Source organism: Streptomyces coeruleofuscus (assembly GCF_039532725.1).
GTDB lineage: Bacteria > Actinomycetota > Actinomycetes > Streptomycetales > Streptomycetaceae > Streptomyces > Streptomyces coeruleofuscus.
On the sequence record NZ_BAAASE010000003.1, the window covers coordinates 194,242 to 220,877 of the forward strand.

At 73.0% G+C, this 26,636-nt stretch carries 19 protein-coding genes, 1 other RNA gene and 1 pseudogene; 9 read left to right on the forward strand and 12 right to left on the reverse strand.

Features of this window, described 5'->3' with window-relative positions:
• Positions 1 to 6,609, forward strand: a complete 6,609-nt coding sequence (locus ABFX81_RS12125) for a non-ribosomal peptide synthetase (protein ID WP_086850525.1) — start codon at positions 1 to 3, stop codon at positions 6,607 to 6,609.
• A gap of 89 nt (positions 6,610 to 6,698) precedes the next feature.
• Here ABFX81_RS12125 and rnpB read toward each other — a convergent pair.
• From rnpB to ABFX81_RS12145, 4 genes and pseudogenes are all read right to left on the reverse strand, one after another.
• Positions 6,699 to 7,104: RNase P RNA component class A (rnpB, locus tag ABFX81_RS12130), an RNA gene on the reverse strand.
• A 115-nt stretch (positions 7,105 to 7,219) separates the two neighbouring features.
• Positions 7,220 to 7,999 (reverse strand): annotated as a pseudogene (locus ABFX81_RS42175) (DMT family transporter); the annotation flags it as partial.
• A gap of 19 nt (positions 8,000 to 8,018) precedes the next feature.
• Positions 8,019 to 8,858 (reverse strand): AraC family transcriptional regulator, encoded by an 840-nt coding sequence (locus ABFX81_RS12140; RefSeq protein ID WP_346138040.1) that lies wholly within the window; start codon positions 8,856 to 8,858, stop codon positions 8,019 to 8,021.
• A gap of 29 nt (positions 8,859 to 8,887) precedes the next feature.
• Positions 8,888 to 9,466 carry a Uma2 family endonuclease gene (locus ABFX81_RS12145; RefSeq protein WP_346138041.1) on the reverse strand — a complete coding sequence of 193 codons (579 nt, stop codon included), beginning with the start codon at positions 9,464 to 9,466 and terminating at the stop codon, positions 8,888 to 8,890.
• Positions 9,467 to 9,629: 163 nt separating this feature from the next.
• Here ABFX81_RS12145 and ABFX81_RS12150 point away from each other — a divergent pair, with 163 nt between their 5' ends.
• From ABFX81_RS12150 to eda, 4 genes are all read left to right on the forward strand, one after another.
• On the forward strand, positions 9,630 to 10,385 hold the full coding sequence (locus ABFX81_RS12150; RefSeq protein WP_086850530.1) for a MerR family transcriptional regulator: 756 nt from the start codon (positions 9,630 to 9,632) through the stop codon (positions 10,383 to 10,385).
• Positions 10,382 to 10,960, forward strand: a complete 579-nt coding sequence (locus ABFX81_RS12155; RefSeq protein ID WP_086850532.1) for a hypothetical protein — start codon at positions 10,382 to 10,384, stop codon at positions 10,958 to 10,960. The genes ABFX81_RS12150 and ABFX81_RS12155 overlap by 4 nt, the downstream gene beginning before the upstream one ends.
• Positions 10,961 to 11,003: 43 nt before the next feature.
• Positions 11,004 to 11,786, forward strand: coding sequence for a peroxide stress protein YaaA (gene yaaA / locus ABFX81_RS12160; RefSeq protein ID WP_086850535.1), 783 nt, complete (start codon positions 11,004 to 11,006; stop codon positions 11,784 to 11,786).
• An 80-nt stretch (positions 11,787 to 11,866) separates the two neighbouring features.
• A complete protein-coding gene (eda, locus tag ABFX81_RS12165; RefSeq protein WP_086850537.1) occupies positions 11,867 to 12,514 on the forward strand; it encodes a bifunctional 4-hydroxy-2-oxoglutarate aldolase/2-dehydro-3-deoxy-phosphogluconate aldolase in 648 nt (215 codons plus the stop codon).
• Here eda and ABFX81_RS12170 read toward each other — a convergent pair.
• From ABFX81_RS12170 to ABFX81_RS12180, 3 genes are read right to left on the reverse strand one after another with little or no spacing between them, the layout of a single operon-like run.
• Positions 12,489 to 14,315, reverse strand: coding sequence for a bifunctional RNase H/acid phosphatase (locus ABFX81_RS12170; RefSeq protein WP_346138042.1), 1,827 nt, complete (start codon positions 14,313 to 14,315; stop codon positions 12,489 to 12,491). The two genes, eda and ABFX81_RS12170, sit on opposite strands and share 26 nt — an antisense overlap.
• A gap of 19 nt (positions 14,316 to 14,334) precedes the next feature.
• Positions 14,335 to 15,078 (reverse strand): CT398-like coiled coil hairpin domain-containing protein, encoded by a 744-nt coding sequence (locus ABFX81_RS12175; protein WP_086850542.1) that lies wholly within the window; start codon positions 15,076 to 15,078, stop codon positions 14,335 to 14,337.
• Entirely contained in the window at positions 15,075 to 15,929 is an 855-nt protein-coding gene (locus ABFX81_RS12180; RefSeq protein WP_086850544.1) for a Nif3-like dinuclear metal center hexameric protein, read from the reverse strand. The genes ABFX81_RS12175 and ABFX81_RS12180 overlap by 4 nt, the downstream gene beginning before the upstream one ends.
• A gap of 233 nt (positions 15,930 to 16,162) precedes the next feature.
• On the opposite strand from ABFX81_RS12180, the gene ABFX81_RS12185 reads away from it, so the two are divergent.
• Together ABFX81_RS12185 and ABFX81_RS12190 are read left to right on the forward strand one after the other, a co-directional pair.
• A complete protein-coding gene (locus tag ABFX81_RS12185; RefSeq protein ID WP_346138043.1) occupies positions 16,163 to 17,404 on the forward strand; it encodes a hypothetical protein in 1,242 nt (413 codons plus the stop codon).
• A gap of 97 nt (positions 17,405 to 17,501) precedes the next feature.
• Complete coding sequence (locus tag ABFX81_RS12190; RefSeq protein WP_346138044.1) at positions 17,502 to 17,675, forward strand: hypothetical protein; 174 nt, start codon at positions 17,502 to 17,504, stop codon at positions 17,673 to 17,675.
• Between the two features lie 69 nt (positions 17,676 to 17,744).
• On the opposite strand, the gene ABFX81_RS12195 is transcribed toward ABFX81_RS12190, so the two are convergent.
• The 3 genes from ABFX81_RS12195 to ABFX81_RS12205 are packed head-to-tail and all read right to left on the reverse strand — an operon-like array spanning position 17,745 to position 20,662.
• On the reverse strand, positions 17,745 to 18,686 hold the full coding sequence (locus ABFX81_RS12195) for a 3-oxoacyl-ACP reductase (RefSeq protein ID WP_346138045.1): 942 nt from the start codon (positions 18,684 to 18,686) through the stop codon (positions 17,745 to 17,747).
• 10 nt (positions 18,687 to 18,696) lie between these two features.
• A complete protein-coding gene (locus ABFX81_RS12200; protein ID WP_346138046.1) occupies positions 18,697 to 19,773 on the reverse strand; it encodes a Zn-dependent alcohol dehydrogenase in 1,077 nt (358 codons plus the stop codon).
• 31 nt (positions 19,774 to 19,804) lie between these two features.
• Entirely contained in the window at positions 19,805 to 20,662 is an 858-nt protein-coding gene (locus tag ABFX81_RS12205; RefSeq protein ID WP_086844920.1) for a MaoC/PaaZ C-terminal domain-containing protein, read from the reverse strand.
• Between the two features lie 304 nt (positions 20,663 to 20,966).
• Here ABFX81_RS12205 and ABFX81_RS12210 point away from each other — a divergent pair, with 304 nt between their 5' ends.
• Complete coding sequence (locus tag ABFX81_RS12210) at positions 20,967 to 22,181, forward strand: polysaccharide pyruvyl transferase family protein (protein ID WP_086844922.1); 1,215 nt, start codon at positions 20,967 to 20,969, stop codon at positions 22,179 to 22,181.
• Positions 22,182 to 22,260: 79 nt separating this feature from the next.
• On the opposite strand, the gene ABFX81_RS12215 is transcribed toward ABFX81_RS12210, so the two are convergent.
• Together ABFX81_RS12215 and ABFX81_RS12220 are read right to left on the reverse strand one after the other, a co-directional pair.
• Entirely contained in the window at positions 22,261 to 23,001 is a 741-nt protein-coding gene (locus ABFX81_RS12215; RefSeq protein WP_086844923.1) for a methyltransferase domain-containing protein, read from the reverse strand.
• A 235-nt stretch (positions 23,002 to 23,236) separates the two neighbouring features.
• A complete protein-coding gene (locus ABFX81_RS12220) occupies positions 23,237 to 24,664 on the reverse strand; it encodes a DHA2 family efflux MFS transporter permease subunit (protein WP_086844925.1) in 1,428 nt (475 codons plus the stop codon).
• A gap of 207 nt (positions 24,665 to 24,871) precedes the next feature.
• Here ABFX81_RS12220 and ABFX81_RS12225 point away from each other — a divergent pair, with 207 nt between their 5' ends.
• Positions 24,872 to 26,611: an MFS transporter gene (locus ABFX81_RS12225; RefSeq protein WP_086844927.1), complete on the forward strand. Its 1,740-nt coding sequence runs from the start codon at positions 24,872 to 24,874 to the stop codon at positions 26,609 to 26,611.
• The last annotated feature ends 25 nt before the right edge of the window (positions 26,612 to 26,636 follow it).

Consider the following 26,636-nt stretch of genomic DNA (forward strand, 5'->3'; position numbering starts at 1 on the left):
ATGACAGCGCACGAGACCGAGCCCTCCACCGCCGCGCTGCGCGCCGCACTGCTGGACAAACTGCGCGGCGGCGCGGGCGACAGCCCTGCGGCCGGGACGGCCACGACCGCCGCGGCCCGCGTGCCCGCCGTGGCGAGGACCGGGCCGCTGCCCGCCTCCAGCGCACAGGAACGCCTGTGGTTCCTCGACCAGTTGCACGGCGAGAACGCCGCCTACAACGTGGCGTTCGCCCTCTGTCTCGACGGCCCGCTCCGCCTCGACGTGCTGCGCGCCTGCCTCACCCGCCTCGTGGACCGGCACGAGGTGCTGCGCACCCGCTACGTCAAGGAGGGCGAGGACCTCTTCCAGGACATCGTCCGCACCGTCACCCTCGACATCCCCTGCGACGACCTGACCCGGCTGCCCGAGAGCGAGCGGGAGGCCGAGGCACACCGCCGCCTCGCCGCGCACAGCCGCATCCCCTTCTCCCTGCTGTCCGCGCAGCCCCTCGTACGGTTCCGCGTGCTGCGCTCGTCGCCGACCCGCCACCACCTCTTCGCCAACTTCCACCACAGCGTCACCGACGGCTGGTCGGAGGACATCTTCTTCCGCGAGCTGTGGCAGCTGTACGGGGACGCCGTGGCGGGCCGCGAGAGCCGGCTGCCCGAGGTTCCCGTGCAGTACGCGGACTACGCGGTGTGGGAGCGCGGCCCCGCCGCCACCGCCCGCGTCGACGAGCACGTGGCGTACTGGAAGAAGCAGTTGAGCGGCGACCCGGCCGCCGTCGAGCTGCCCGCCGACCGGCCCCGGCCCACCGCGCCCAGCTTCCGCGGCGCCGGAGTCACCGTCGACGTGCCGCCCGACGTGGCCCGCGCCATCGACGAGACGGGCCGCCGCGAGCACGTCACCCCCTTCACGGTGCTGCTGACGGCGCTGACCGCCCTGCTGCACCGCTACACCGGCGGCGAGGACATCGTCGTCGGCACCCCCGTCGCGGCCCGCACCCGCCCGGAGCTGGAACAGACCGTCGGGTTCTTCGTGAACACCGTCGCGCTGCGCACCGACCTGTCGGGCGAGCCGACCTTCGCCGAACTGCTGGTGCGCGCCCGCGAGGTGACCCTCCAGGCCCAGGCCCACCAGGAGGCCCCGTTCGCCCGGGTCGTGCAGGAGGTCGCGCCCGGCCGCGACCCGGCCCTCAACCCGCTCTTCCAGATCCTGTGCAACTACCTGGAGACACAGGAGAGCTGGCACGTCGGTGAGCTGACCGCGCGGATCGTCGACATCGCCGAGCAGAGCACCCGCTTCGACCTGGAACTGCACGCCGAGAAACTCACTTCGGGCGGCTACCGGTGCCGCTTCGTGTACGCCACCGACCTCTTCGACGAGGCCCGGGTGCGACGCCTGGCCGAGCACTACCTCACGGTACTGGCCACCGCCGTCCACGCACCGCGCACCCGCGTCGCCGACTGCGCCCTGCTGTCCGGCACCGAACGCGACCTGGTCGTCGAGACGTGGAACGCCACCGAGCGCCCCCTGCCCGAGCAGACAGTGGTGGACCTCTTCACGGAGCAGGCCGCCCGCACCCCCGACGCCACCGCGCTGCTGCACGAGGACACCGCCCTGACCTACCGGGAACTCGACGAGCGCTCGGACCGGCTGGCCCGGCTGCTGGCCGCCCGCGGCGCCGGCCCCGAGCAGGTCGTGGCCCTCACCCTGCCCCGCTGCCCGGACCTCGTCGTCGCCATGGTCGCCGCCCTCAAGACCGGCGCCGCCTACCTGCCCGTCGAGCCCGACTACCCCGACGACCGCGTCGCCTACATGCTCGGCCAGGCCCGCCCCACGCTCGCGGTGACCTACCGGTCCCGCCTCGACGGGCTGCCCGCGGGCGTCGAGGCGCTGGTCCTCGACGCCCCCCGGACGGCCGCCCTGCTCGCCGCACAGCCCACCGGGCCCCTGGACGCACACGAGTGGCACGGGCCGCCCTCGTGCGACGACCACCCCGCCTACCTGATCTACACCTCCGGCTCCACCGGCCGGCCCAAGGGCGTCGTCATGCCGCACCGCGGCCTGCGCAACATGCTCGCCGCCCACCGTGCCGCCTTCCCCGCCGGCGGCCCCGGCACCCGCGTCGCCCAGTTCTGCTCCGTCGGCTTCGACTTCTCCGTCGAGGAGATCCTCGCGACGCTGCTGCACGGCAAGACGCTCGTGATCCCGCCCGACGAGGTGCGCCGCAGCGCCGAACAGCTCGCCCGCTGGATCGCACGCCACGGCGTCAACGAACTGTTCGCGCCCACCGCCGTCATCGAGGCCCTCTACGAGGCCGCCCGCGAACAGGACATCCCGCTCGACACGCTCACCGACGTCATCCAGGGCGGCGAGGCCCTCACCCTGGGCGAACGCACGCGCGCCGGACACCGGCCCGGCTCCGGACGCCGCCTGCACAACGTGTACGGACCCGCCGAGACCCACGGCGTGACCATGTACACGCTCCCCGAGGACAGCGCCGGCTGGCCCGCGTCCGCCCCGCTCGGCGCCCCCATCGCCAACACCCGCGCCTACGTCCTCGACAGCCGCCTGCGCCCGGTGCCCGTGGGCGTCACCGGCGAGCTGTACCTGGCCGGCGCCTGCCTCGCCCGCGGCTACGCCCACCATCCCCGGCTCACCGCGGAACGCTTCGTCGCCTGCCCCTTCGGCGCCCCGGGCGAGCGCATGTACCGCACCGGCGACCTCGCCCAGTGGCAGCCCGACGGCACGCTCCAGCTGTTCGGCCGCTCCGACGAACAGGTGAAGATCAGGGGATTCCGGGTGGAGCCCGGCGAGGTGGAGGCGGCCCTCACCGAACAGCCCACCGTCGCCCACGCGGCCGTGACCGTGCGCGAGGACCGGCCCGGCGACAAGTACCTCGCCGCCTACGTCACCCCCGCCGACGGCACCACGCTCGACGTCACCGCGCTGCGCACCCGGCTCGCCCGGTCGCTGCCGTCGTTCATGGTCCCCGCGGTCTTCGTCCCGTTGGACGCCCTGCCGCTCAGCCCCAACGGCAAGCTCGACCGCAAGGCGCTGCCCGCCCCCGACCACGGCGCGCGCGACGCCGGACGCGGCCCGCGCACCGAGGCCGAACACCTGCTGTGCGGGCTGTTCGCCGAGGTCCTCGGACACCCCTGGGAGGACGTCGAGGCGAGCTTCTTCGCCCACGGCGGCCACTCGCTGCTCGCGACCCGCCTGATCACCCGCATCCGCGGCGAATGCGGTGTCGAACTCCCGCTGCGCGCCGTGTTCGAGACGCCCACCGTCGCCGAACTCGCCACCCGCCTGGGCGCACGGGGGGAGAGCCGCCCGGCCCTGGAACGCGTACCGCGCCCCGAGGCCGTACCGCTGTCGTACGCGCAGCGCCGCCTCTGGTTCCTCAACCGGTTCGAGGACCAGCGCGCCGTCTACAACATGCCGTGGGCGCTCACCCTCACCGGCCCGCTCGATGTCGCCGAGCTCGAAGCGGCGCTCGGCGACCTGGTGGGCCGCCACGAGAGCCTGCGCACGGTGTTCCCCGCGACCGACGGCGAACCCCACCAGTACCTGCTGAGCCCCGAACAGGCGCGTCCCCGGCTGCGGTTGCACGACACGGCCACCGCGCAGGGACCCGGCGACCTGAGCGAGCCGGTCGCCGCCGCGGCGGCGGAGGGATTCGACGTCACGGTGGACCCGCCGCTGCGCGCCCACCTGTTCACCGCGGGGCCCGACACCCACGTCCTGCTCGTCGTGGTGCACCACATCGCCTGCGACGGCTGGTCCATCGGACCGCTGTGGCGGGACCTGTCGGCCGCCTACACCGCCCGCCGCGCGGGCCGGGCGCCGCAGTGGGAGCCGCTGCCCGTCCAGTACGCCGACTACACCCTGTGGCAGCGCAGGCTGCTCGGCGCGCCGGACGACCCCGACAGCGTGCTTGCCCGCCAGACCACGTACTGGACCGAAGCACTGGCCGGACTGCCCGACGAACTGAACCTGCCCACCTGCCGACCGCGCAGGCCCGACACCGGGCACCGCGGTGGCGCCGTCCCCTTCGCCGTACCGGCCGCCCTGCACCGGCGTCTGACCGACCTCGCGCAGCGCACCGGCACCAGCACCTTCATGGTCGTGCAGACGGCGCTCGCCGCGCTGCTCACCCGGGCCGGGGCGGGAACCGACATCCCGCTGGGAGCGCCCCTCGCCGGCCGCACCGACGAAGCCCTGGACGACCTCGTCGGCTTCTTCGTCAACACCCTCGTGTTGCGCACCGACACCTCCGGCGACCCCACCTTCGCCGAACTCCTCGGCCGTATCCGCTCCCACAGCCTGGCCGCCTACGCACACCAGGACCTGCCCTTCGACCGGCTGGTGGAGTCGCTGAACCCGGCCCGCTCGGCCGGCCGCCACCCGCTGTTCCAGGTGATGCTCGCCTTCCAGAACAACGCGGGCGGCGAACTCGACCTGCCCGGACTGAAGGTCCGTGACTTCCCCTTCGAGCTGCGGCACTCCATGTTCGACCTGCTGTTCAACGTCACCGAGCAGCGCGACGGGCGGGGCGAGGCCGCGGGCCTGAGCGGCTATGTCACGTACCGGCTCGACCTGTTCGAGCGCGGCACGGCCGAATGGCTCGTGACCGGCCTGACCCGGATGCTGACGGCTCTGGCCGCCGACCCCGACCGGCGCCCCGCCGACGTGGATCTCCTCGACGCCGCGCAGCGCCACCTGCTGCTGAGCGAACGCAACGACACCGACCGCGCCCTGCCGCGGACCTCGCTCGCCGCCCTCCTAGAACACCAGGCGGCCCGCACCCCCGACGCCCCCGCCCTCAGCCATGGCGAACTGACGCTGAGCTACCGGGAGCTGAACGAGCGGGCCAACCGTCTGTCCCGTCTGCTCGTGGCCCGCGGAGTGGGTGCGGAGGACATCGTCGCGCTCCTGCTGCCCCGCTCGCCGGAGCAGGTGATCGCCCTGCTCGCGGTGGTCAAGGCGGGCGCCGCCTACCTCCCCCTGGACCCACGCCAGCCCGCGGACCGCATCGCCTACATGCTCCGTGACGCGTCCCCCGCCCTGACACTCACCACCACCGCCGTCGACGCAGCCCTGCACGGCCGGCCACCGGCCCGGACGATCCACCTCGACACCGCGGACCACACCGCCGCCCTCGCCCAGCAGCCGGCCGACGGCCTGCGCGAAGCGGAGCGAGTGCGTCCCACCCACCCCCTCCACTCGGCCTACCTCGTCTACACCTCGGGGTCCACCGGCCGCCCCAAGGGCGTACTGATGCCCGGCCGGACCCTGATCAACCTGCTGACCTGGCAGGCCGACGCGGAGGACGGCCACGCCCCTGGCCGCACCGCGCAGTTCACCACACCCAGCTTCGACGTCAGCACCCAGGAGATCCTCGCCACCCTTCTCGACGGCGACGAGCTCGTCATCCCCGACCTGGACGTCCGCGAGGACTTCGCGGGGTTCGTACGCTGGCTCGACCGTGAACGGATCACCACCCTGTACGCCCCCAACGTCGTCATCGAGACCCTGGCCCGGATCGCCGACGAGGAGGGCCTGCGCCTGGCCGCGCTGCGCCGAGTCGCCCAGGCGGGCGAGGCGTTGGTGATCGGCGACCGCATGCGCCGCTTCTTCGCCGACCGGCCGCACTGCCGGCTGCTCAACCACTACGGCCCGGCCGAGACCCACGTCACGACCAGCCACGTGCTGCCCGCCGAACCCGCCACCTGGCCCTACGCTCCCCCCATCGGCCGTCCCGTGGACAACACCCGCTGCTACGTCCTGGACGACCGCCTGCGCCCGGTGCCGCCGGGTGTCCCCGGCGAGCTGTACCTCGCGGGCGCGGCACTCGCCCGGGGCTACGCGGGCCGCCCCGCCCTGACCGCGGAGCGCTTCGTCGCCTGCCCGTTCGGCGCACCCGGCGAACGGATGTACCGCACCGGCGACATCGTGGTCTGGAACGCGGAAGGCCACCTGGAGTACCGCGGCCGCGCCGACGACCAGGTCAAGGTCCGCGGCTTCCGCGTCGAACTCGGCGAGGTCGAACAAGCCCTGGCCGGACACCCGGACGTGGGCCAGGTCAAGGTGCTCGCGGAGGACCACCCCAGCCGCGGCAGGCAGCTCGCCGCCTACGTCGTGCCCGCGGCACACGCCGAGCCGACCGCCCGGGACCTGCGCGAGCACGCCGCCCGCTGGCTGCCCGACCACATGACCCCCGCCCGCTTCTGCACCGTGGCCGCCTTCCCCGCCTCGCCCAACGGCAAGGTGGACGCGACCCGCCTCGCGGCACTCGCCACCGAGCTGCCCGCCGAGGACAGGTACGAGCCCCCGGCCTCACCCACGCAGCACACCATCGCGGCGGTGTGGCAGAAGCTGCTCGACACCGACCGCGTCGGCGTGCACGACAACTTCTTCGCCCTGGGCGGCCATTCACTGCTGGCCACCCAGGCGGTGTCGAAACTCCGCACGGCCCTGGGGATGCCCCTGACCATGCAGGACTTCTTCGCCCATCCCACTGTCGCCGCCCTCGCGGCACTGGCCGAGAGCCGGGGCACGCAGGGGAGGCCCGAGGAACCGGAGGTGCCGGTGGTGCGCCGGGCACGGCGCCGCACGACGCTCTGACGGGGCGCGCGGCGGACGGCCCGACCTTGGACCTAAGGGCCTCCGCCGCAGATCAGAGGCCCTTTCCGAGGCAAAGCAACAGGCAGCGGCAGACGAGTCGGGCTGTACGCCGGGTTCTGTTCCCGGGGTTCCTCGCGGAGCCCCGGGCGACGGCCATCCATCTAGGGCCGGCGTTGCCACCGGCCTCGTGCGGTCTACCCGCGGACTCGGGCGGGCAGCCCTCGATCGTCCGCGCAGGAGCACCGAGGCGCTCCCTCTTGACCTTGCTCCGGGTGGGGTTTACCTAGCTGCCTGAGTCACCCCAGGCACTGGTGGTCTCTTACACCACCGTTTCACCCTTACCGAGGACCGAGGTCCCCGGCGGTTTGCTTTCTGTGGCACTGTCCCGCGGGTCACCCCGGGTGGCCGTTAGCCACCACCCTGCCCTGTGGAGCCCGGACGTTCCTCGGGGAGCTCCCCGTCAGGGGGACTCCACGCGGCCGTCCGCCCGGCTCGTCTGCCGTGTCGACCATGGTACCCGGCGGATCTCCCGTTTCGGCGCCGCGGCCGTGGCCAGCACCGAGCCCGCCAGGATCAGGGTGAAGGCGACACCGATGCCGAGGGTCAGTTCCTCGTCCAGGAAGAGGGCGCCCGCGGCGACGGCGACCGCCGGGTTGACGTAGGTGATCACGCCCGCCCGGGTCGGGCCGATCTCCTTGATCAGCTCCAGGAAGGCCACGAACGCGATCGCGGTGCAGACGATGCCGAGGCCGGCGAGGGCGGCCAGGACCTCGGCCGAGGGCATGGTGGCGGGCCGGGTCAGGTAAGCGGCTGGGGCATAGACGACGGCGGCGAGCGTGAGGCAGGGGGTGATCAGCTGGAGGGTCGGGACGTCCTTGAGATGCCGGGCGGCTATCAGCGGGGCGGTGGCATAGCCGACGACCGTCACCAGCACCTCGGCCAGGGAGCGGGCATCGCCGCCGGTGAGGTGGGGCAGGGTGAGGACGGTGACGCCCGCGAGACCGAGGCCGAGTCCGGCGACGCGGCGGGCGCCCACGCGTTCCTCGGCGCCGAAGAAGCGGGCCAGGATGAGGGCGACGATCGGCACGCCCGCGATGAGGAGTCCGGCGGTGGAGCTGGACAGATGGCGTTCGGCGTCGGTCAGGGTCCACCAGGGGCCGATGATCTCGATGACGGCGAAGGCCAGCATCGGCTTCCAGTGGGTCCGGACGGTACGGCCGAGGCCGCCCTGGCGGAGCGCGAAGGGGAGCAGGAGCGCGGCGCCCAGCGCGCAGCGCGTGAACACCACCATGGACGGGGACAGGTCCTCCACCGCCACCTTGATCATCAGGTAGGGAACGCCCCAGACGACTCCCATCAGGGAGAACAGGAACCAGCCGCGTGCAGTCATACGGCGAGTCTCGGCCGCCTCACCCCGCCGCGTCTTGAACGCTGTTGCGGTACGCCGCCGGGGTCACCCCCAGCACCCGGCGGAACCAGCGGGTGAGGTGCGCCTGGTCGGCGAAGCCGACGAGGCCCGCGACCTCGGCGGGGCGCAGGCCGGTTTCCAGGAGGCCGCGGGCCCTGGCCACGCGGTGCTGGGCGAGCCAGGCGTAGGGCGGTACGCCCATCGTCGTACGGAAGGCGCGCAGCAGCTGGTAGCGGGACAGGCCCAGGTCGGTGGCGAGGTCGGCCAGGGAAGGGGGTTCCAGCAGCTCGTCCGCGAGGCGGTCGCGCACGGCCCGGGCGATGTGGCCGGCGCCGGGCACCGTGTCCTCGCTCGCCCGGGCCGTGGAGTGCCGGCGGGCCAGGGCCGTGAGCAGCCAGGGCAGCCGGGACTCGGCCTCCAGCGGGTCGGGGCGGGCGCTGATGTCGGTGTGTGCGGCGCGGAGGGCGGTGGCCAGTTCGGGGTCGTGCAGGACGGGGTCACGGAAGTGCGGGGTGCCGCCGAGCGTGCCGTCGGTGAGGAGGGACGGCTCGGCGTACAGGGCCTGGTAGGCGTAGCCCTCGCAGGCGGCCGGACCGCCGGTGTGCATCTCGCCCGGCTCCAGCACGACGATCGAGCCCGGATAGGAGTGGATCAGCCCGCCCCGGTAGGCGATGACCTCCGAGCCGCCGACCGTGACGCCGATGGTGAACTCGTGGTGGGCGTGCGGAGCGTAGACGTGCCGGTCGAAGTGTGCGGTGAGGAGGTCCAGCGGCGGCCCGCCCCGCCCCAGCCGCGCCCTGGCCCAGCGGGCCTGTTCCCGTATCCGCCCCCGTGTGCTCACCTCGTGGTACCTCCCCGCCTCACAGGGGATCAGAGGAGGTCCGTGGTGTCCAGTTCGAAAGCGAATGGCTCGGGCAGAGTGATCGGCTTGCCGAAGGGGCGGGCGCAATGCTCGCGGTAGTCGTCCTGCTTGGGTTCGCTGAACAGCGTGACCTGAGCGGTGTCCCGGTCGACGAGCAGGTAGAGAGGAATGCCTTCGCGGGCGTAACAACGGCGCTTGACCTCGCGATCGGCCTTCGGCTTGGTCGATGTCACCTCCAGCACCATGGCGACGCCTTCGCAGGACATCCAGGAGCCGACCCCGCCGAAGAGGTCTAGCTCCAGAGGGCCGAAGGTGACGTCCGGAACCAAGTGGTTCTTGGGGCAGGCGTCCCCGCTCCGCAATTTCAAGCCCTTGTTCCCGGAGAGATCCATGTCGGTCCGGGACTGCTTGATCACTTGCCGCACGATCCGGCTGATGTACTTCTCGTGATCCCCGTCCGGCGGAGGCGTCACGACGATCTCCCCCTCGATCAACTCGGCCCGGAAACCCTCCGGGGTGTCCAGGGCGAGAAAGCCCTCCAGCAGGACCTCTTCCTGCGTGAGCGGCTCGTGGGCCATGGCAGTCATGTCACGCCCCTCCTTCGGTCGCTCGCCAGACTGGGACATTGCCGAACCCCCCGTCCGTGAGATCGGGAACCGTTCCCTCGATCGTGACACACGATCACGGCCGCCGTCGGAAGCCACAGCCGGTCCTTGACCTTGCCGCAACGTCAACGTCTTCACTGGTCCCATGCGGATCGGAGAACTCGCCGACGTCGTCGGTGTCACCACGCGGGCCGTGCGCCATTACCACCATGTGGGGCTGCTGCCCGAGCCGGAGCGGCGGGCGAACGGGTATCGGGAGTACGGGCTGCGGCACGCTGTCGTGCTGGCGCGGATCCGGCGGCTGACCGAGTTGGGGCTGGGGCTCGCCGAGGTGCGGGACGTGCTCGCGGACGACGCAGGGAAGGACCTCGTCGAGGTGCTGACCGAGCTGGACGAGGATCTGGCGCGGCAGGAGGAGGCCGTCCGGGAGCGGCGCGGGCGGCTGCGGGCGTTGCTGGAGGCTGAGGGCGGGCTGCCCGCCGAGGGGCCGGTGTCCCCCGAGCTGGCCGCGTTGTTCGCCGGGACCGCGCATCTGTCGGACTCGCCCATGGCCGCCAAGGACCGCGAGATCATCGCCTTCCTGGAGACGGCCATGCCTGACGAGGCCCGGCAGCAGCTCGTGTCGTCGCTGGGCGCGGTGCTCGGCCGGCCCGAAGCCGTGGCGCGGGCCAACGAGGTGTACGCCCGGCTCGACGCGCTCGCCGACGCGGAGCCGGACGATCCGCGCGTCGCCGAGGCCGCCCGGGCCCTCGCCGACTGCATTCCGCCCGAGCTGTTCCCGGAGATCGGGGACCTCGACCACGACGGCGGCGTCCTGCGCGCCTTCTACGAGGACCTGGCCCCGGCCCAGGCGGAGGCGATCCGCCGGACGCTGCGCATCCTCACCGAGGAGCGGCGATGAGGATCGCGCGCCTGCTGGTCCGGCACGAGGCGCGGCTGCTCGTGAGTCTCGCGCTGTGGGTGGTGCGGCGGACCGACGGGACGGGGAGCGGGCGGGCTTTCGGGTATGCGCGCGGGCAGGGCGCGATGATGTTCGGGTTCGGGTTCGTGTGTCTCGTCGAGACCGTCGCGATGTCCGTGCTGCTGCGCGACTGGCCGACCGCGCACGCCGTGCTGCTGTTCCTGGACGTGTACGGCATCGTCATCGTCGTCGCGCTGCACGCCTCGTCGGTGGTACGCCCGCACGTGCTGGATCCGGACGCCGGCCGGCTGCGGGTACGGCGGTACGTCCACGTCGACCTGTGCGTGCCGCTGGAGCGGATCGCCTCGGTGCGGCGCGAGCTGCGGATGACGCACGAGCGGGCCGACGGCGAACTCGACGTCGAGGTCGGGTCCCAGACCACCGTCACGCTCGAACTGACGGAACCGGTCACGCACGTCACGTTCTTCGGGCGTCGCCGGGAGGTACGGGTGGTCCGCTTCCACGCGGACGACGCCGACGGGCTCGTCCGTGCCCTCGGCCGGGCCCGCGTCTGAGCTCCCCGTACCCTGTCGGCGGAGTTCGATCGAAGGAGTACGCGTGCTTGTCCTGCTGCCGCCGTCCGAAGGCAAGGCCTCCTCCGGCCGCGGTGCCCCGCTGAAACCGGAGTCGCTGTCGCTGCCGGGGCTGACCGACGCCCGGGAGGCCGTCCTCACCGAGCTGGTCGAGCTGTGCACGGGCGACGAGAACAAGGCGCGCGAGGTGCTCGGGCTGAGCGAGGGGCTGCGGGGCGAGGTCGCGAAGAACACGGAGCTGCGCACGGCGGGGGCCCGGCCGGCCGGGGAGATCTACACCGGGGTGCTGTACGACGCCCTCGGCCTGGCGTCCCTGGACGCCTCCGCCAAGCGGCGTGCCGCGCGGTCGCTGCTGGTCTTCTCCGGGCTGTGGGGAGCGGTCCGGGTGACGGACCGGATCCCGTCCTACCGGTGCGCGATGGGTGTGAAGCTGCCGGGTCTCGGTGCGCTGGGCGCGCACTGGCGTACGCCGATGGCGTCGGTGCTTCCCGAGGTGGCCGGGGACGGGCTGGTACTGGACCTGCGGTCCGCCGCGTACGCGGCCGCGTGGAAGCCGAAGGGCGAGGTCGCCGGGCGGACGGCGTCCGTGCGGGTGCTGCACGCACCGACCCGGAAGGTCGTCAGCCACTTCAACAAGGCGACGAAGGGGCGGATGGTACGCAGCCTGCTGACCGCCGGGGCCGCCCCGAAGGGTCCGGCCGAGCTGGTGGAGGCACTGCGGGACCTCGGGTACGTCGTGGAGGCGGAGGCCCCCGCGAAGGCGGGGCAGGCGTGGTCGTTGGATGTGCTCGTGACCGAGGTCCACTGAGCAGGATCGCACCATGGGACGTGTTGCAGCATGCGCAATGAGCTTTGCGCATGTTGTCGAGTCGGCGGCAGGATACGGCCATGGCCTCTCCCTTGCCCGCCTCCGTGCTGGACATCGCGCCCGTCGTCCCCGTCGTCGTCATCGAGGATGCCGGTGACGCCGTACCGCTGGCGCGGGCGCTGGTCGCCGGTGGGCTGCCCGCGATCGAGGTGACGCTGCGGACGCCGGCGGCCGTGGAGGCGATCCGGGAGATCGCGGGGCAGGTGCCGGAGGCGGTGGTGGGCGCCGGGACGGTGATCAGCCCCGGGCAGGTCACGGAGGTGGTGGCCGCGGGCGCCCGCTTCCTGGTCAGTCCCGGCTGGACGGACGTGCTTCTGGAGGCGATGCGGGGCTCCGGCGTGCCGTTCCTGCCGGGGGTGTCGACCACGTCCGAGGTCGTGGCGCTGCTGGAGCGCGGGGTGCGGGAGATGAAGTTCTTCCCGGCCGAGGCCGCGGGCGGTACGGCCTACCTGAAGTCGCTGTCCGGGCCGCTCCCCCAGGCCCGGTTCTGCCCCACGGGCGGCATCGGCCCGGCCTCCGCCCCGGACTATCTGGCCCTGCCCAACGTCGCGTGCGTGGGCGGGAGCTGGATGCTGCCGCAGGACGCGGTCACGGCCCGCGACTGGGGCCGGGTCGAGACGCTGGCCCGCGAGGCGGCGGCGCTCAGCGCAGGTGTGACGTGTCGTTGAGGAGCCGGAGGCTGGCGTTGCCGTCCGCGTAGTACGCGACGACCGACAGGGACGCCGCCGACAGTTCCATCCGGAACAGGGACTCCGGCGGGGCGCCGAGGGCGAGCCGGACCAGCGTCTTGATCGGGGTCACGTGCGTGACGAGCAGGACCGTGCGTCCCGCGTACGCCGCGATCAGCTTGTCGCGGGTCGCGGCGATCCGGGTGGCGGTCGCCGCGAAGCTCTCGCCGCCGCCGGTGGGTTCGGCGTCCGGGGAGGCCAGCCAGGCGGTCAGGTCGTCGGGGTGGCGCTCGCGCACCTCGGCGAAGGTGAGGCCCTCCCAGGCGCCGAAGTCCGTCTCGCGCAGGCCGTCGTCGACGCTCACGTCGAGGCCGAGCCGGGCGGCGATGATACCGGCGGTCTCCCGGGTACGGGCGAGGGGCGACGACACGATCGCCTGGATCGTGCCCCGCCGGGCGAGCAGGGCGGCGGCTCGCCCGGCCTGGTCCCTGCCGATGTCGGAGAGGGAGGGATCGGTGCCCCCACTACCGGAGAACCGCTTCTGCGGCGTCAGCGGCGTCTCCCCGTGCCGCAACAGCACGAAGGTGGCGGGCGCGCCCATGTCGGCGGGAGCCCAGCCGGGGGTGGCAACGGCCTTGGCGGCACGGGCATCGGCGTCCGCCTTGGCCGTGGCCATGGCCGTATCCGTGTCCGTGCGAGCGTCGGCGTCTGCCTCGGCCGCGCGATGGTCGGCGTCCGCCTCGGGGGCACGAACGTCCGCGCCCGCCCTGCCGGCACGAACATCGTCGTCCGTCTTCGCCGAGCCCGCGTCGGCACCGGCCTCGGCGGGAGCCCCGTCCGAGCCGGCGACAGCCTCCGCGGCACGGGCGTCGGCATCCGCCCTCGCCGCGCGGACATCGGTGTCCACCCCGGCAGCACGAGCCTCCACGTCCGCCCCGGCTGCGCGGACATCATCGTCCGCCGTCGCCGAGCCCGCGTCACGACCCGCCTCGGCGGGAGCCCCACCCGGGCCGGCGACAGCCTCCGCGGCACGGGCGTCGGCATCCGCCCTCGCCGCGCGGACATCGGTGTCCACCCCGGCAGCACGAGCCTCCACGTCCGCCCCGGCTGCGCGGACATCATCGTCCGCCGTCGCCGAGCCCGCGTCACGACCCGCCTCGGCGGGAGCCCCACCCGGGCCGGCGACAGCCTCCGCGGCACGGGCGTCGGCATCCGCCCTCGCCGAGCCGGCGCCGGCGCCGGCCCCGGCCGACGCGGCGCGCCCCGCCAGGGCTTCGCGCACCCTAGCGGCGCCCGCCGCGGCGTCACCCGGCGGGCCGGACGGGGCGACAGCTCCGGCTCCGGCTCTGGTGTCCAGCTCCGCCGTCGAAGTCGACGCCGACCACTGCTCTCCCCTGGCCCCGGCGTCCATCGCCTCGTTGGCCAGCCGGTCCGCGTGCTTGTTCCGCTCCCGTGGGATCCACTCGTACGTCACGCGCCCGGGCGGGAAGACCCGGGCCGCGTCCGCGGCCAGTGGCTTCATGTCGGGGTGCTTGATCTTCCAGCGGCCCGACATCTGCTCGACGACGAGCTTGGAGTCCATCCGGACGTGGACCGCCGCGCCCGGGTCCAGTTCGTGGGCGGCGCGCAGGCCGGCGAGGAGGCCGCGGTACTCGGCGACGTTGTTCGTGGCGACGCCGATGTACTCGGCGGCCTCCCGCAGCGTCTCGCCCGTCGCCGCGTCGCTCACCACGGCCCCGTAGCCCGCGGGTCCCGGGTTGCCCCGCGACCCGCCGTCGGCCTCGACGATGAACTCCCGCACCGGAACGGCTCCCAGCGGCCTAGATACCGGACTCGGACGTGCGCACCAGGATGCGGCGGCAGTTCTCGCAGCGGATCACCGTGTCGGGCGCCGCGTTGCGGATCTCGCTCAGCTCCGTGATGGCGAGCTCCTGACGGCACCCCTGGCAGCTTCGCGCGTACAGCTTCGCCGCGCCGACGCCGCCCTGCTGCTCACGCAGCTTCTCGTAGAGCTTGAGCAGGTCGGCGGGGATCGAACCGGCGATGACCTCGCGCTCCTTGGTGACCGTGGCGACCTCGGCGTCGATCTCCTCGAACGCGGCGTCGCGGCGTGCGGTCGCGTCGTCGATCTTCGACTGGACGGATCCGACCCGCTCGGTCAGCTCGGCGACCCGCTGCTGCGCGGACTCCCGGCGCTCCATGACCTCCAGCACCACGTCCTCCAGATCACCCTGCCGCTTGGCGAGCGAGGCGATCTCGCGCTGGAGGTTCTCCAGGTCCTTGGGGGAGGTGACGGCACCGGAGTCCAGGCGCTGCTGGTCGCGGGCGGAACGCTGGCGCACCTGGTCCACGTCCTGCTCGGCCTTGGTCTGCTCGCGGGCGGTGTCGCTCTCCTCGGTCTGCGCGGCCACGAGCAGGTCGCGCAGCTGGGTCTGGTCCTTGGTGAGCGACTCGATCTCGGCGTGCTCGGGCAGCGACCTCCGCCGGTGGGCGAGCTGCTGGAGGCGGACGTCGAGGTCCTGGACGTCGAGGAGTCGGATCTGGTCGGCGGGCGCGGCGTTCAGTTCGGGGCTCCCAGTGGGTCAGAAGTGGCAGAGGCCGCGTGGGCGGTCCAGGGGTCGGTGACCGTCTTCGAGACGTGGACGCGCAGGTCCCATCCGTGGCGGTCGGAGATCTCGTCGAGCTGGCTCGCGGCCAGCTCGCACCAGGGCCACTCGGTGGCCCAGTGCGCCGCGTCGAGCAGCGCGAGGGGGCTGTGGGCGCGGGCCTCGGAGACGGGGTGGTGGCGCAGGTCCGCCGTGAGGAAGGCGTCGACGCCCGCCGCGCGCACCTGGTCGAAGAGGCTGTCGCCGGAGCCGCCGCTGACGGCGACGGTGCGCAGCACCGCCTCGGGGTCGCCGGCGACCCGGATGCCCTGCGCGGTGGCGGGCAGCCGCTCGGCGGCACGGGCGGCGAACTCTCGGACGGTCAGCGGGTGGTCGAGGGCGCAGACGCGGCCCAGTCCCCGGCGGCCCTCGGGGTCGTCGGCGTCCGGCACGAGCGGCCCGGTGACGCGCAGGTCCAGGGCGCCCGCGAGGGCGTCGGAGACGCCGGGGTCGGCGGTGTCGGCGTTGGTGTGGGCGACGTGCAGCGCGATGTCGTTCTTGATGAGGGTGTGGACGACACGGCCCTTGAAGTGCGTCGCCGCGACCGTCGTCGTGCCGCGCAGATAGAGCGGGTGGTGGGTGACGAGCAGGTCGGCGCCCAGCTTCACCGCCTCGTCGACGATCTCCTGGACCGGGTCGACGGCGAACAGGACGCGCGTGACCTCCTGGTCCGGGTCGCCCACGACGGTGCCGACCGCGTCCCAGGACTCGGCCCGCTCGGCGGGCCACAGGTTCTCCAGCGCGGCGATGACTTCAGACAGACGGGGCACGGGTGCAAGGCTACCCGGCTGATCTGTGACGCTGAACCGCCACCGCCGACGCCCCTCCCCCGCTCCCCTCCCTCGTCGCCCGCTGCCGGCCGGCTGTCGCCCCGCCCAGCACAAAAGCCCCCACATCCTCAGGCGAATCGTTCCTGGAACACCCTTATGTGTGAAGTCGTGCCCCTGCGGATTCCCCGCCCGCACGTACGAAAACTACGTTCGTCACTGGAGGTGACCGAACGATGACAGCGTGTGCGATCGAGCCTTCGGCGGGACACGAGGACGACGGGGTCGCGCCGGCGGGATGCACACTCACGGCGGACGGCGCCTACGCCGCACGCCTCGCGTCGGCCGGCGACTCCTGGTTCCCGGAGCGCTGGACCCTGGACGGCCCTGAGCCGTACGCCGTACCCCTGCCCCGCAACCAGCCGGAGGAACCCGGCACCGAAGTGCAGCCGATGGGCGACGGGCGGGTCCTCATCCACCGTCTGGTGGCCGGCCGGCACGCGTTCTCGCTGCTGTACCCGACCGGGCCCGGCACCGGCGAGCTGCCCGTGGGTGTGGTCGAGTGCCGGGACGACACGGCCCGGCTGCGGCTGCTGCCGCCCGCTCCCGGCGGCGAGCGGGCGTACGCCCTGGCGGTCGGCCCGCGTGCGACGACGGTGTGGCTGGTGGCGGGCGGTGCCTTCGGGCCCGAGCGGCTGGCCGAGCTGCCCGGCCGCTGCTCGGGCGGGGTCTGGCTGGACCGTACGGGACGGCTGCTGGCCCTGGACCGGGAGACCGGCGGACGCACCAAGGCCGTCGTGGTGGACCTGGAGCGCGGCGGGGAGGTGTCGCCGCTGCTCCAGATCGCCGCCGACAGCGACGACCGGCTGCTGCTCGCCGACCACGACAGCGGGCTGCTGCTCATCCGCTCGGACGCGCCCTCGCCGGGGCAGGACCGGCTGGGCTGGGGTGTCCTGGGCAGCAGCCTGCCGGTGCGCTTCCCGGAGTGCCTGCGGCTGCGGGAGTGCACCCTCACGCCGTTCGCGATCCAGCCGGGGCAGATCCTGACGCCGGAGAGCTGCGCGGTGGCGCTGCGCGTCGACGGGCCGCGCGGCAGGTGGGTCGGCGTGTGGCGGCCGGCCGAGCGGCGGGTGCACCATCTCCCGGCGCCCGAGGGGTGGCTGGCGGGCACGGGCCTGTGGACGCCGGAGGGGGTGCTGCGTCTGCCGTACGCGACGGAGGCCGTGCCGTGCGGCGTGGCTCAGGTGAGCCCGCCCGCGGCCGCAGCGCCCGAGCCCGGCGCGGCCCCGGTGCCAGGACACCCCCCAGAACCGGCGCCCCGGGCTCCGGAATCCTCCAGCACGCCTCCGCAGCCGGCACAGCCCGCGCACCCTCCACAACCCGCTCCACCAGCCGATCCCGCTCCGCCTCCGACCCCCGCCGCCCCCCGCCCGGTCCCGCTGCAAGAGGCGCCGTTGGGACGGCTTGTAACGAACTAGTGCCGGTTGGCGTGGCCGCCTGGATCCGGGATACGGGGTGCCGGTTAAACTCGCCCGGCTGTTTGAAAGATCATGTTGACGGGGTGAATTCCATCCGATGAGCGACGCCAGCACGAACCAGCCGCACGCCGACGTCCAGGAGATCGCCGCCGGCCACGGCCGGCACCGTGGCGAGATCTCCACGCAGGTCAGCGAGACGGCTCCGCGCGGCCGCCACCGCAAGCCGGTGACGGAGAACGAGCGGACCGAGCGGACCGAGACGGCGGCCTGACGGAACGTCAGTGGCCGAACGACCGAACGGCCCCACCCTCTCTACGGCGGGTGGGGCCGTTTCCCGTTCTCAGCCCCGCCTCAGCGCCAGCACCTCCGCCGCCGCGAACGTCTCCCCCGCCGGCCGGTCCGCGTAGTACGGCCCGAGGACGGCCTCCAGTTCGTCGTACGTGAAGGTGTCCTGCTTGCTGTCGAACCGGGCGGCGACGCGGGGCCGTTCGACGACGGCCACCATGCCGCCGTGCACCACGAGGAGCTGTCCGTTCACATGGGCGGCGGCGGGCGAGGCCAGATAGCCGACGAGCGGGGCGACATGCTCGGGGGCGAGCGGGTCGAGGCCGTCGCCTGACGGCTGTTCGACGCCCGCGAAGACGTCCTCGGTCATCCGCGTGCGGGCGCGCGGGCAGATCGCGTTGGCCGTGACGCCGTACTTGCCGAGGGCGAGGGCCGTGGAGGTGGTCAGGCCGACGATCCCGCCCTTGGCGGCCGCGTAGTTGGGCTGCCCGGCGGAACCGGCGAGGAACGCCTCGGAGGAGGTGTTCACGATCCGCCCGTACACCGGCTGCCCGGCCCGTTTGGACCGCTCCCGCCAGTGGGCGGCGGCGAACCGGGTGGTGTTGAAGTGCCCCTTGAGGTGCACGCGGAGTACGGCGTCCCACTCCTCCTCGGCCATCGAGAACACCATGCGGTCGCGCAGGATGCCCGCGTTGTTGACCAGGATGTCGAGCTTGCCGAACTCGGCGACGGCCGACTCGACCAGTTCGCGCGCCTGCCGGAAGTCGGAGACGTCACCGGTGTGCGCGAGCGCGGTGCCGCCCGCCGCGCGGATCCCGGCGGCGACCTCCTCGGCGGGCCCGGCGCAGGCCTCGCCGGTGCCGTCCCGCCCGGGCTGCCCGTAGTCGTTGACGACCACGGCGGCGCCGAGCCGGGCGAGTTCCAGCGCCTCGGTCCGGCCGAGCCCGCGGCCGGCGCCCGTGACGATCGCGGACAGTCCCTTCAGCGGCAGCGGCATGGCGGTGTCCTCACATCTCGATGCAGGTACGCAGGGCGGTCCCGGTCCGCATCTGGTCCAGGGCCTCGTTGATGTCGGCGAGGGGAACCCGGTGGGTGATCAGACCCGCCAGGTCGACGCGGCCCGCGCGCCACAGGGCGATGGTGCGTTCGTAGGAGCGCAGGATGTCGCCGCCGCCGTACATGGACGGCAGGATCCGCTTCTCGTCGAAGAACAGCTCGAACATGTTCAGCTGGAGGAAGTCGTCCATCGCGCCGGCGCCGACCACGACGAGGGTGCCGCCGCGCCGGGTGGTGTCGTAGGCGGTCCGTGCCGTGGCGGACCTGCCGACGACCTCGAAGACGTAGTCGAAGCCCTCGCCGGCGGTGACCTGCTGTTTGGCGTCGGGCAGTTCGTCCGGCGAGACGGCCTTCGTGGCCCCGAACCGCAGGGCGGCCTCGCGCCGGGAGGCGACCGGATCGACGGCGACGATCTCGGCGGCCCCGCGCAGCCGGGCCCCCTGGATCACGGAGATGCCCACGCCCCCGCACCCGATGACCGCCACCGAGGAACCGGCCTCCACGTCGGCCGTGTTGAGGGCGGCGCCCAGCCCGGTCGTCACCCCGCAGCCGATGAGGGCGGCGATGTCGAAGGGCACGTCGTCGGGTATCGGGACCGCGCACCCGGCGTCGACGACGACCTCCTCGGTGAAGGTGCCGGTGCCGGCCATGCCGAAGACGTCCCCGGCGGGCCGCCTGAAGTTGGGGGTGCCCGCGTTCATGAACCCGGCGAGGCACAGCTCGGTCTGCCCGCGCTTGCAGGCGGAACAGGCACCGCAGGCGGGCAGCCAGCACACGACGACCCGGTCGCCGACCGCCAAGTGGCCGACACCTTCGCCGACTTCGATGATCTCGCCCGCCCCCTCGTGCCCGGGCACGAACGGTCCGGGCTGCGGCAGCACCCCGCTCATCGCGGACAGGTCCGAGTGGCACAGCCCTGTGGCACGCACCCGGATCCGCACCTTGCCGGGTCCGAACCCCACCGCCTCGACGTCGTCGAGGACCTCCAGTTTGTCCTGGCCGATCTCGTGCAGTACGGCTGCGCGCATGGTGCGGCTCCCCTCGTACGGCGTTCTGGACTCAGGTGTGTTCCACGACGGTGTCGGCGAGGACGGGCGTGTCGTCCCTGTCGACGGCACTGACGGCGACCCGGACCCCGCTGCCCAGGCGCCACATGCGGATGCGCAGCGTCTCCCCCGGGTACACGACCCCGGCGAACCGGGTGACGTACGACCGGACGCGGGTCACGTCCCCGTCGAGCAGCGTGTCCACGACCGCCTTGAGCGTCATGCCGTAGGTGCACAGCCCGTGCAGGATGGGCCGGTCGAACCCGGCACGCTTGGCGAAATCGGGGTCGGCGTGCAGCGGGTTCCGGTCACCGGAGAGGCGGTAGAGCAGGGCCTGGTCCTCGCGGACGTGCCGCTCGACGACCCGGTCCGGCTCACCGGCGGGCGGATCGAGCCGGGTGGACGGTCCCCGGTCGCCGCCCCAGCCGCCCTCTCCGCGGACGTAGATCTGCGCGTCGTTGGTCCACAACGGCCCGTCGTCGTCGGCCACTTCGGTCCGCATGACGAGGACGGCCGCCTTGCCCTTGTCGTACACGGCGGCGATCCGGCCGGTGGCGGTCGCACGCCCCCGGGCCGGGATGGGGCGATGCATCCGCAGGCTCTGCCCGCCATGGAGAACGCGGGCGAGATCGACGTCGACGCCGGGCATGGACAGCCCGCTGATCACCCCGGGGGACCCGGAGCCCGCGACGGTGGCGAAGCTCGGCAGGACGTGCAGCCGGGACTCCAGGGTGTAGCGCAGCTCGTCGGGGTCGGTGGCGGGGACGCCGGCGCCGATGCCGAGGTGGTAGAGCTGCACGTCCTTGTGGTCCCAGGAGAGCTCGCCGGTCCGGGGTTCGGCGGCGAGCGCCTTGGCTGCGTCGATGGGCATGGGGCTCCTGATCGCCGTGGGAAGGACCGCCGCGGGAAAGACCTCGGCACGGCCGTCCGCACCGTCGGTCGCACCGAGGCCTTCTGGGGCCGAACTGGAACGCGTTCCAGTCCCGCGCCCTCTGTATAGCCCAGGCCCCCGCACTTGTGAAGCCTCCTGACACCGTGTCAGATCGCGACGCTCCGGGGCAGGGGGCAGGGGGCAGTACGACCCATGTCGGCGTGTACGTTGGCGATGGTCCGCGCCACACGTGCATGCACATGTACGTACAGGGCGCCGGCAACTGCTAGGGGAAATGGAGCACATGGCACGCGTCGCCGTCATCACCGCGCCGAACATCGGGTACCGCAACACCGGCATGCTGACCGTCGACTTGGCGTTCGAGTCCCTGCGGCGGCGGATGACCCCCGAGATCGACGCCACCTGGTACACCCTGCACACTCCGGAGACCGTGCCCCTGCGCGAGTGCGCGCGCGACACAGACCTCCCGTTCCGCTTCCACCCCCTGGCGGAGCACCTCGACACGCTCCGCGACCACGACGCGGTCGTCTTCTGGGGCGACTTCCTCCACACCCGGCACTACCTGGAGCAGGACGCGACGAACCGTCTGCTCGACTTCGGTTTCGCCGAGGACCGTGGCGCGGCCCGGAACCTGCTGAACCGCACCCTGCTGTTCGCGGACCAGCCGGACGAGCTCCTCGCGCGGACCCTCAGCTACGGCGGGACGATCCTGCACAACGCGCAGTCCGACTACGAGGACAAGGAGTACGGCCCCCTGTTCTCACGCCTGGTGACCCGCAGCCGCCGCGTCTGGGTGCGTGACCCGCTCTCGGCCGCGAAGATCGCGCACCTGCGCCGGGACCGTACGACCGACCACTTCGGTTCGGACGCGGCGCTGCTGTCCCGCCCGGGCGACCTCGACCACCTCCCGACGACGGAATGGTCCCGGGCGGTCCCGGACGGCGGCGCGATCGGCGTGTTCCTCGGTGCCCGTACCCGGATCCCCGAGTGGCTGCCGGCCTTCTGCCAGGACCTGTCCGAGCGCCTGGGCGCCCCGCTCGAATGGCTGCCCTGGTTCGACCGGGACATCCCCGCCCAGGTCGGCCACATCGCGCCGCGCCCGGGCCGGCACACCATCGGCGACCTGGTGGGGGTCCTCCCCCGCTACCGCCTGGTCATCACGGACACCTACCACTTGTCCGTCAACGCCTGGGGCGCCGGCACCCCCGCGGTGTGCGTCGGCGCGCCCGAGCCGACCCCCAAGACCCACGACGACTACCTGACGCTGAGCGATGTGAAGAAGCACGTCTTCCACATGGCTTACGACGCGGCGGACTTCTACCTGTCCACCCAGGAAGGGCACCGGCAGACCATCGACCGGCTGGTGCGGCTCCTGGAGGGCGGCGGTGCCGAGGCCGTGGCGGCGCGCATCCGTGCGCACGCCGACTACTCGGCGACGGCGTTCACCGAGACGCTGACCTCGTTGCTCGACGCGCCCGGCCCTGCCCTCGGCCCTTGACCGGCAGACCCGACCGCGGGCTGCTCGCGGAGGACCAGGGCAGGCCGCGCGGCGCGCTCGCGCTGCTGGCCGTGAGACCTCAGTCCCGCCGGAACAGCGCCGTCCACAGGAAGCTCTCGCCGAAGTACGCCGACTCCTCCGGCTCGTCCCGCATCCGCCGCAGTTCGACCTCGGTCAGGCCCGAGAAGATCTCCCGCAACGACTCGGGCGTGTAGGCGAGCCCGCCCCCGAGGCCTTTCGCCTCACGGTAGAAGCCGGTGTCGGACAGCTCCGACCCCATCCCGCCGGCACCGGCGGCGAAGCACGTGAGGCTGAACAGGCCCCCGGGAGCCAGGACATCGTCCAGCAGCGCCAGGTAGCTGATCCGCCGGTGCGGAGGCAGATGGTGGAAGCAGCCGGAGTCGTGGACGAGGTCGTACGGCCCGGTGAGTTCCGTGCCGGCGAGCGCGAACGCGTCCCCGCAGTGGAACCGTACGCCGTCCGCCCCGGCCTCACGGGCCCGTTCCCGGGCCCAGTCGACGGCCGCCGGGGACAGGTCGACCGCGTCCACCTCGAACCCCCGCTCCGCCAGGTACAGCGCGTTGCGCCCCGGGCCGCACCCCAGGTCCAGCGCCCGCCCCCCGCTGATCACCCCCCGTTCGACACAACTCACCAGGTTCTCGTCCGGCTTCGCCACGAAGAACGGCACCGGCCGGGAACGGTCGGCGTAGAAGCCGTCCCACCACTCGGCGCCCCGCCCCGTCCACCGATCGGCCTCAGGCGCGAACAGCCCGTCGAGCAGCGCGAGTACGTCGTCGACGGTGCGTATGTTCCGGTCCATCCGGTCCCCCTTCCGCGTCCGGCAACCGTATGCCCGGACGGGGCGAAAGCCCAGCTCAGACGGGCTTCCGGGCATGGGCGAAGGGGCCTCCTGCGGCCCCTGGAGGAACGGGGACCTCACCCGTCGGCGCGTCACTCCACCCCCGGACCGAAACACCGGCGGCACGCCGCCCAGGGGCCTCGACGCCCCCGTCTCGGACGACGCGACGCGCGCCGATTGTCCGCCGTCGGCGGCTCTAGTGCTCCCGTACCGTCCGCGGCAGCCAGACCCACATCAACAGCACGCCCACGGCCAGCACTCCGGTCCCCACCCGGAACGCCAAGGCGTACCCCTCCGTCAGCGCCTCCGGCGTCCCGCTCCCCGCCGACCGGGCCGCCGCGAGGGTGGACAGGACCGCCAGGCCCAGGGAACCGCCCATCGTGCGGGAGGTGTTGACGAGCCCGGACACCAGCCCGGCCTCCTCGGGCGCCGCCCCGGACGTGGCCAGGGAGGCCAGCGGAGTCGCCGCCAGGCCCGCGCCGAGCATCATCAGGACTCCGGGGACCAGGATCGTCGTCGCGTACGCGCCCTCGGGGGTCATCGTGGACTGCCAGGCGAAGCCCGCCACGGCGACCAGCGTGCCCAGCACCGCCACGTTCCGGGCCCCCACCCCCCGCATGAGCCGGGGCGCGACCTTGGAGCCGAAGATGACGGCCAGGGAGCTCGGGACCAGGGCGAGTCCGGCCTCCAGCGGGGTGTAGCCGAGGACGTTCTGCGCGTACAGCGTCATGAAGAACCACATGCAGAACATCGCGAAGCCGCACAGGAACATCGCCACGTTCGCCGACGACACCGACCGCAGCTTCAGCAGCCCGAGCGGCATCAGCGGACTCTCCGTCCGGGCCTCGACCGCGAGGAACAGCCCGATCAGCGCGAGCCCGGCGAACAGCGGCAGCAGCGTGGCCGCCGCCGTCCAGCCCGCGGCCTCCGTCTGGGAGATGCCGTAGGCCAGCGTGCCGAGCCCGCCCGTCACGAGCAGCGCGCCGGGCAGGTCGAGCCGCCGCCCGTCCCCGGCCCGGCCCTCGGTGAGGAACCAGGCGGCCGCGCACAGCACCACCGCTCCCACGGGCACGTTGATCAGCAGCACCCACCGCCACGACAAGGTCTCCACCAGCAGCCCGCCGACCAGGCCACCCGCCGCGCCACCACCGGCACCGACCGCCGTCCAGGTCCCGATGGCCCGGGCCCGGGCCGCCCCTTCCGGCACCGAGGCCGTGAGGATCGTCAGCGTCGAGGGCGCCAGCACCGCCGCCCCGAGCCCCTGCACGGCCCGCGCCACCAGCAGCTGCCACTCCTCCTGCGCCAGTCCGCCGCCCAGCGAGGCCAGGGTGAACAGTCCGAGCCCGATGAGGAACATCCGCTTGCGGCCGTAGAGGTCCCCGGCCCGCCCGCCGAGCAGCATGAACCCGGCGAAGGCGATGGAGTAGGCGTTCACCACCCACTGAAGGCCCTGTTCGCTCAGCCCGAGTCCGGTCCGCATCGACGGCAGCGCCACGTTGACCACGGACACGTCCAGCACGACGAGGAACTGCCCGGCACAGGTGAGCGCGACCACGAGCCAGGTGGGAGGCGCGGTACGGCGAGGAGTACGGGTTATTTCGGCGGCTTCGACCATGGGTGTCATGCTCTCAACCACTCAAGCCCGTCGGCATCGGTTTTTGGCCCGGGTTTTTGGACCTAGGACCACGGCGGCTCCGACCCCTCCCCCAAGAGAAGGTCAAGATTTCGTTAGAGTGCCGAAGCAACGGAATAGTTGCCTACGCATACAAGGTTCACACCCCACGTAACCACGCAACCCCCGGAACACACCCCGGCCTGGAGGCCCCCCTCAATGACGCAGACGACGACAGTCCGTCCCGCCGGCAGAGCGCGCGGGGCCGTGGTCCCGGTACTCGCCTTCGCGGGCATCGTTGTCGCGGTGATGCAGACCCTGCTCGTCCCGGTCATCAAGGACCTGCCGCAACTGCTGGACACCGCCCCCAGCGACGCCACCTGGGTCCTGACCTCGACCCTCCTGTCGGGCGCGGTGGCCACACCGATCATGGGCCGCCTCGGCGACCTCTACGGCAAGCGGCGCATGCTGATCACCAGCCTGTCGGTCATGGTCGTCGGCGCCCTGGTCAGCGCCTTCACCAGCGACCTGCTGCTCATGATCACCGGCCGTACGCTCCAGGGCTTCGCGATGGGCGCCATCCCGCTCGGCATCGGCCTGATGCGCGACATGCTGCCCCGCGAACGGCTCGGCTCGGCGATGGCCCTGATGAGCTCCTCCATAGGCGTCGGCGGCGGTCTCGCCCTGCCCGCCGCCGCCCTGGTCGCCCAGCACACCGACTGGCACGCCCTGTTCTACGGCGCCGCCGGCCTCGGCGTCCTCGCCATCGCCCTCACCCTGCTCGTCGTGCCCGAGTCGCCGATGCGCGCCGAGGGCACCTTCGACCTGCCGGGCGCGATCGGCCTCTCCGCCGGTCTCGTGCTCTTCCTGCTGCCGATCACCAAGGGCAGCGACTGGGGCTGGTCCTCCGGCACCACGCTCGGCCTGTTCGCCGCCGCCGCGGTCGTCCTGCTCCTGTGGGGCGTGATGGAGCTGCGCGTCAAGGCCCCGCTGGTCGACCTGCGCACCACGGCCCGTCCGGCCGTCCTCTTCACCAACCTCGCCTCGATCATGGTCGGCGTCTCCTTCTACGTCGTCTCCCTGGTCCTGCCCCAGCTGCTCCAGCTGCCGAAGTCCACCGGCTACGGCCTCGGCCAGTCGATGGTCGTCGCGGGTCTGCTCGTCGCGCCGCTCGGCCTGACGATGATGTTCACCGCGCCCGTCTACGCCCGGCTGTCCGCCAAGTACGGCCCCAAGGTCACCCTGATCCTCGGCCTGCTGATCATCGCGATCGGCTACGGCGCCGGCCTCGGCCTGATGAGCGCCGCCTGGCAGAGCCTGGTCATCTCGGTCCTGCTGGGCGCGGGCATCGGCCTCGCCTACTCCTCGCTGCCCGCCCTGATCGTGGGCGCGGTCCCGGCCTCGGAGACCGGCGCGGCGAACGGGCTCAACACCCTGATGCGCTCCATCGGCACGTCGGTGTCGAGCGCCGTGATCGGCATGGTGCTGGCGAACACCGCGGACAACGTCGGCGGCGTCGAGATCCCGACCATGCACGGCTTCCGGGTCTCCTTCCTGATCGCGACGGGCGCGGTCGCCGTGGGCCTGCTCCTGGCGCTGTTCCTGCCCGGCCGCCGCCCGTCGGACAAGCCGCAGCTGCGCGCCAGCAGCGAGGAGGACGCCAACCTGGAGCGCGCCGAGCAGGTCCTGCGCGGCTTCCGCGGCCGGGTGCTGGCGGCCGACGGCACGCCGGTCGCCCGCGCCAAGGTCACGCTGATCGACCGCCGGGGCCGCCAGGCGGGCGCGACGCTCTCCGCCGAGGACGGCGCCTACGCGCTCACCGTCCCGGCCGGTGGCGCGTACGTCGTGGCCGCCCGCGCCACGGGCCACGGCCCGCTCGCCTCGTCCGCGACCCACGCCGGCGACGAGCGGCCGGTCGACCTGGACCTGCCGCTGCCGGGCCGGACGGTCTCCGCCTGACGCTGCTACTCACCGGTACCCCCTG

Coding starts and splice junctions, on each gene's coding strand:
- ABFX81_RS12125 (WP_086850525.1), top strand. CDS start 1: ATGACAGCGCACGAGACCGAGCCCTCCACCGCCGCGCTGCGCGCCGCA.
- ABFX81_RS12195 (WP_346138045.1), bottom strand. CDS start 18,686: ATGCCGCTGCCGCTGAAGGGACTGTCCGCGATCGTCACGGGCGCCGGC.
- ABFX81_RS12150 (WP_086850530.1), top strand. CDS start 9,630: ATGCGGATCGGAGAACTCGCCGACGTCGTCGGTGTCACCACGCGGGCC.
- ABFX81_RS12220 (WP_086844925.1), bottom strand. CDS start 24,664: ATGACACCCATGGTCGAAGCCGCCGAAATAACCCGTACTCCTCGCCGT.
- ABFX81_RS12145 (WP_346138041.1), bottom strand. CDS start 9,466: ATGACTGCCATGGCCCACGAGCCGCTCACGCAGGAAGAGGTCCTGCTG.
- ABFX81_RS12205 (WP_086844920.1), bottom strand. CDS start 20,662: ATGCCCATCGACGCAGCCAAGGCGCTCGCCGCCGAACCCCGGACCGGC.
- ABFX81_RS12190 (WP_346138044.1), top strand. CDS start 17,502: ATGAGCGACGCCAGCACGAACCAGCCGCACGCCGACGTCCAGGAGATC.
- ABFX81_RS12215 (WP_086844923.1), bottom strand. CDS start 23,001: ATGGACCGGAACATACGCACCGTCGACGACGTACTCGCGCTGCTCGAC.
- ABFX81_RS12225 (WP_086844927.1), top strand. CDS start 24,872: ATGACGCAGACGACGACAGTCCGTCCCGCCGGCAGAGCGCGCGGGGCC.
- eda (WP_086850537.1), top strand. CDS start 11,867: ATGGCCTCTCCCTTGCCCGCCTCCGTGCTGGACATCGCGCCCGTCGTC.
- ABFX81_RS12200 (WP_346138046.1), bottom strand. CDS start 19,773: ATGCGCGCAGCCGTACTGCACGAGATCGGCCAGGACAAACTGGAGGTC.
- ABFX81_RS12155 (WP_086850532.1), top strand. CDS start 10,382: ATGAGGATCGCGCGCCTGCTGGTCCGGCACGAGGCGCGGCTGCTCGTG.
- ABFX81_RS12185 (WP_346138043.1), top strand. CDS start 16,163: ATGACAGCGTGTGCGATCGAGCCTTCGGCGGGACACGAGGACGACGGG.
- ABFX81_RS12210 (WP_086844922.1), top strand. CDS start 20,967: ATGGCACGCGTCGCCGTCATCACCGCGCCGAACATCGGGTACCGCAAC.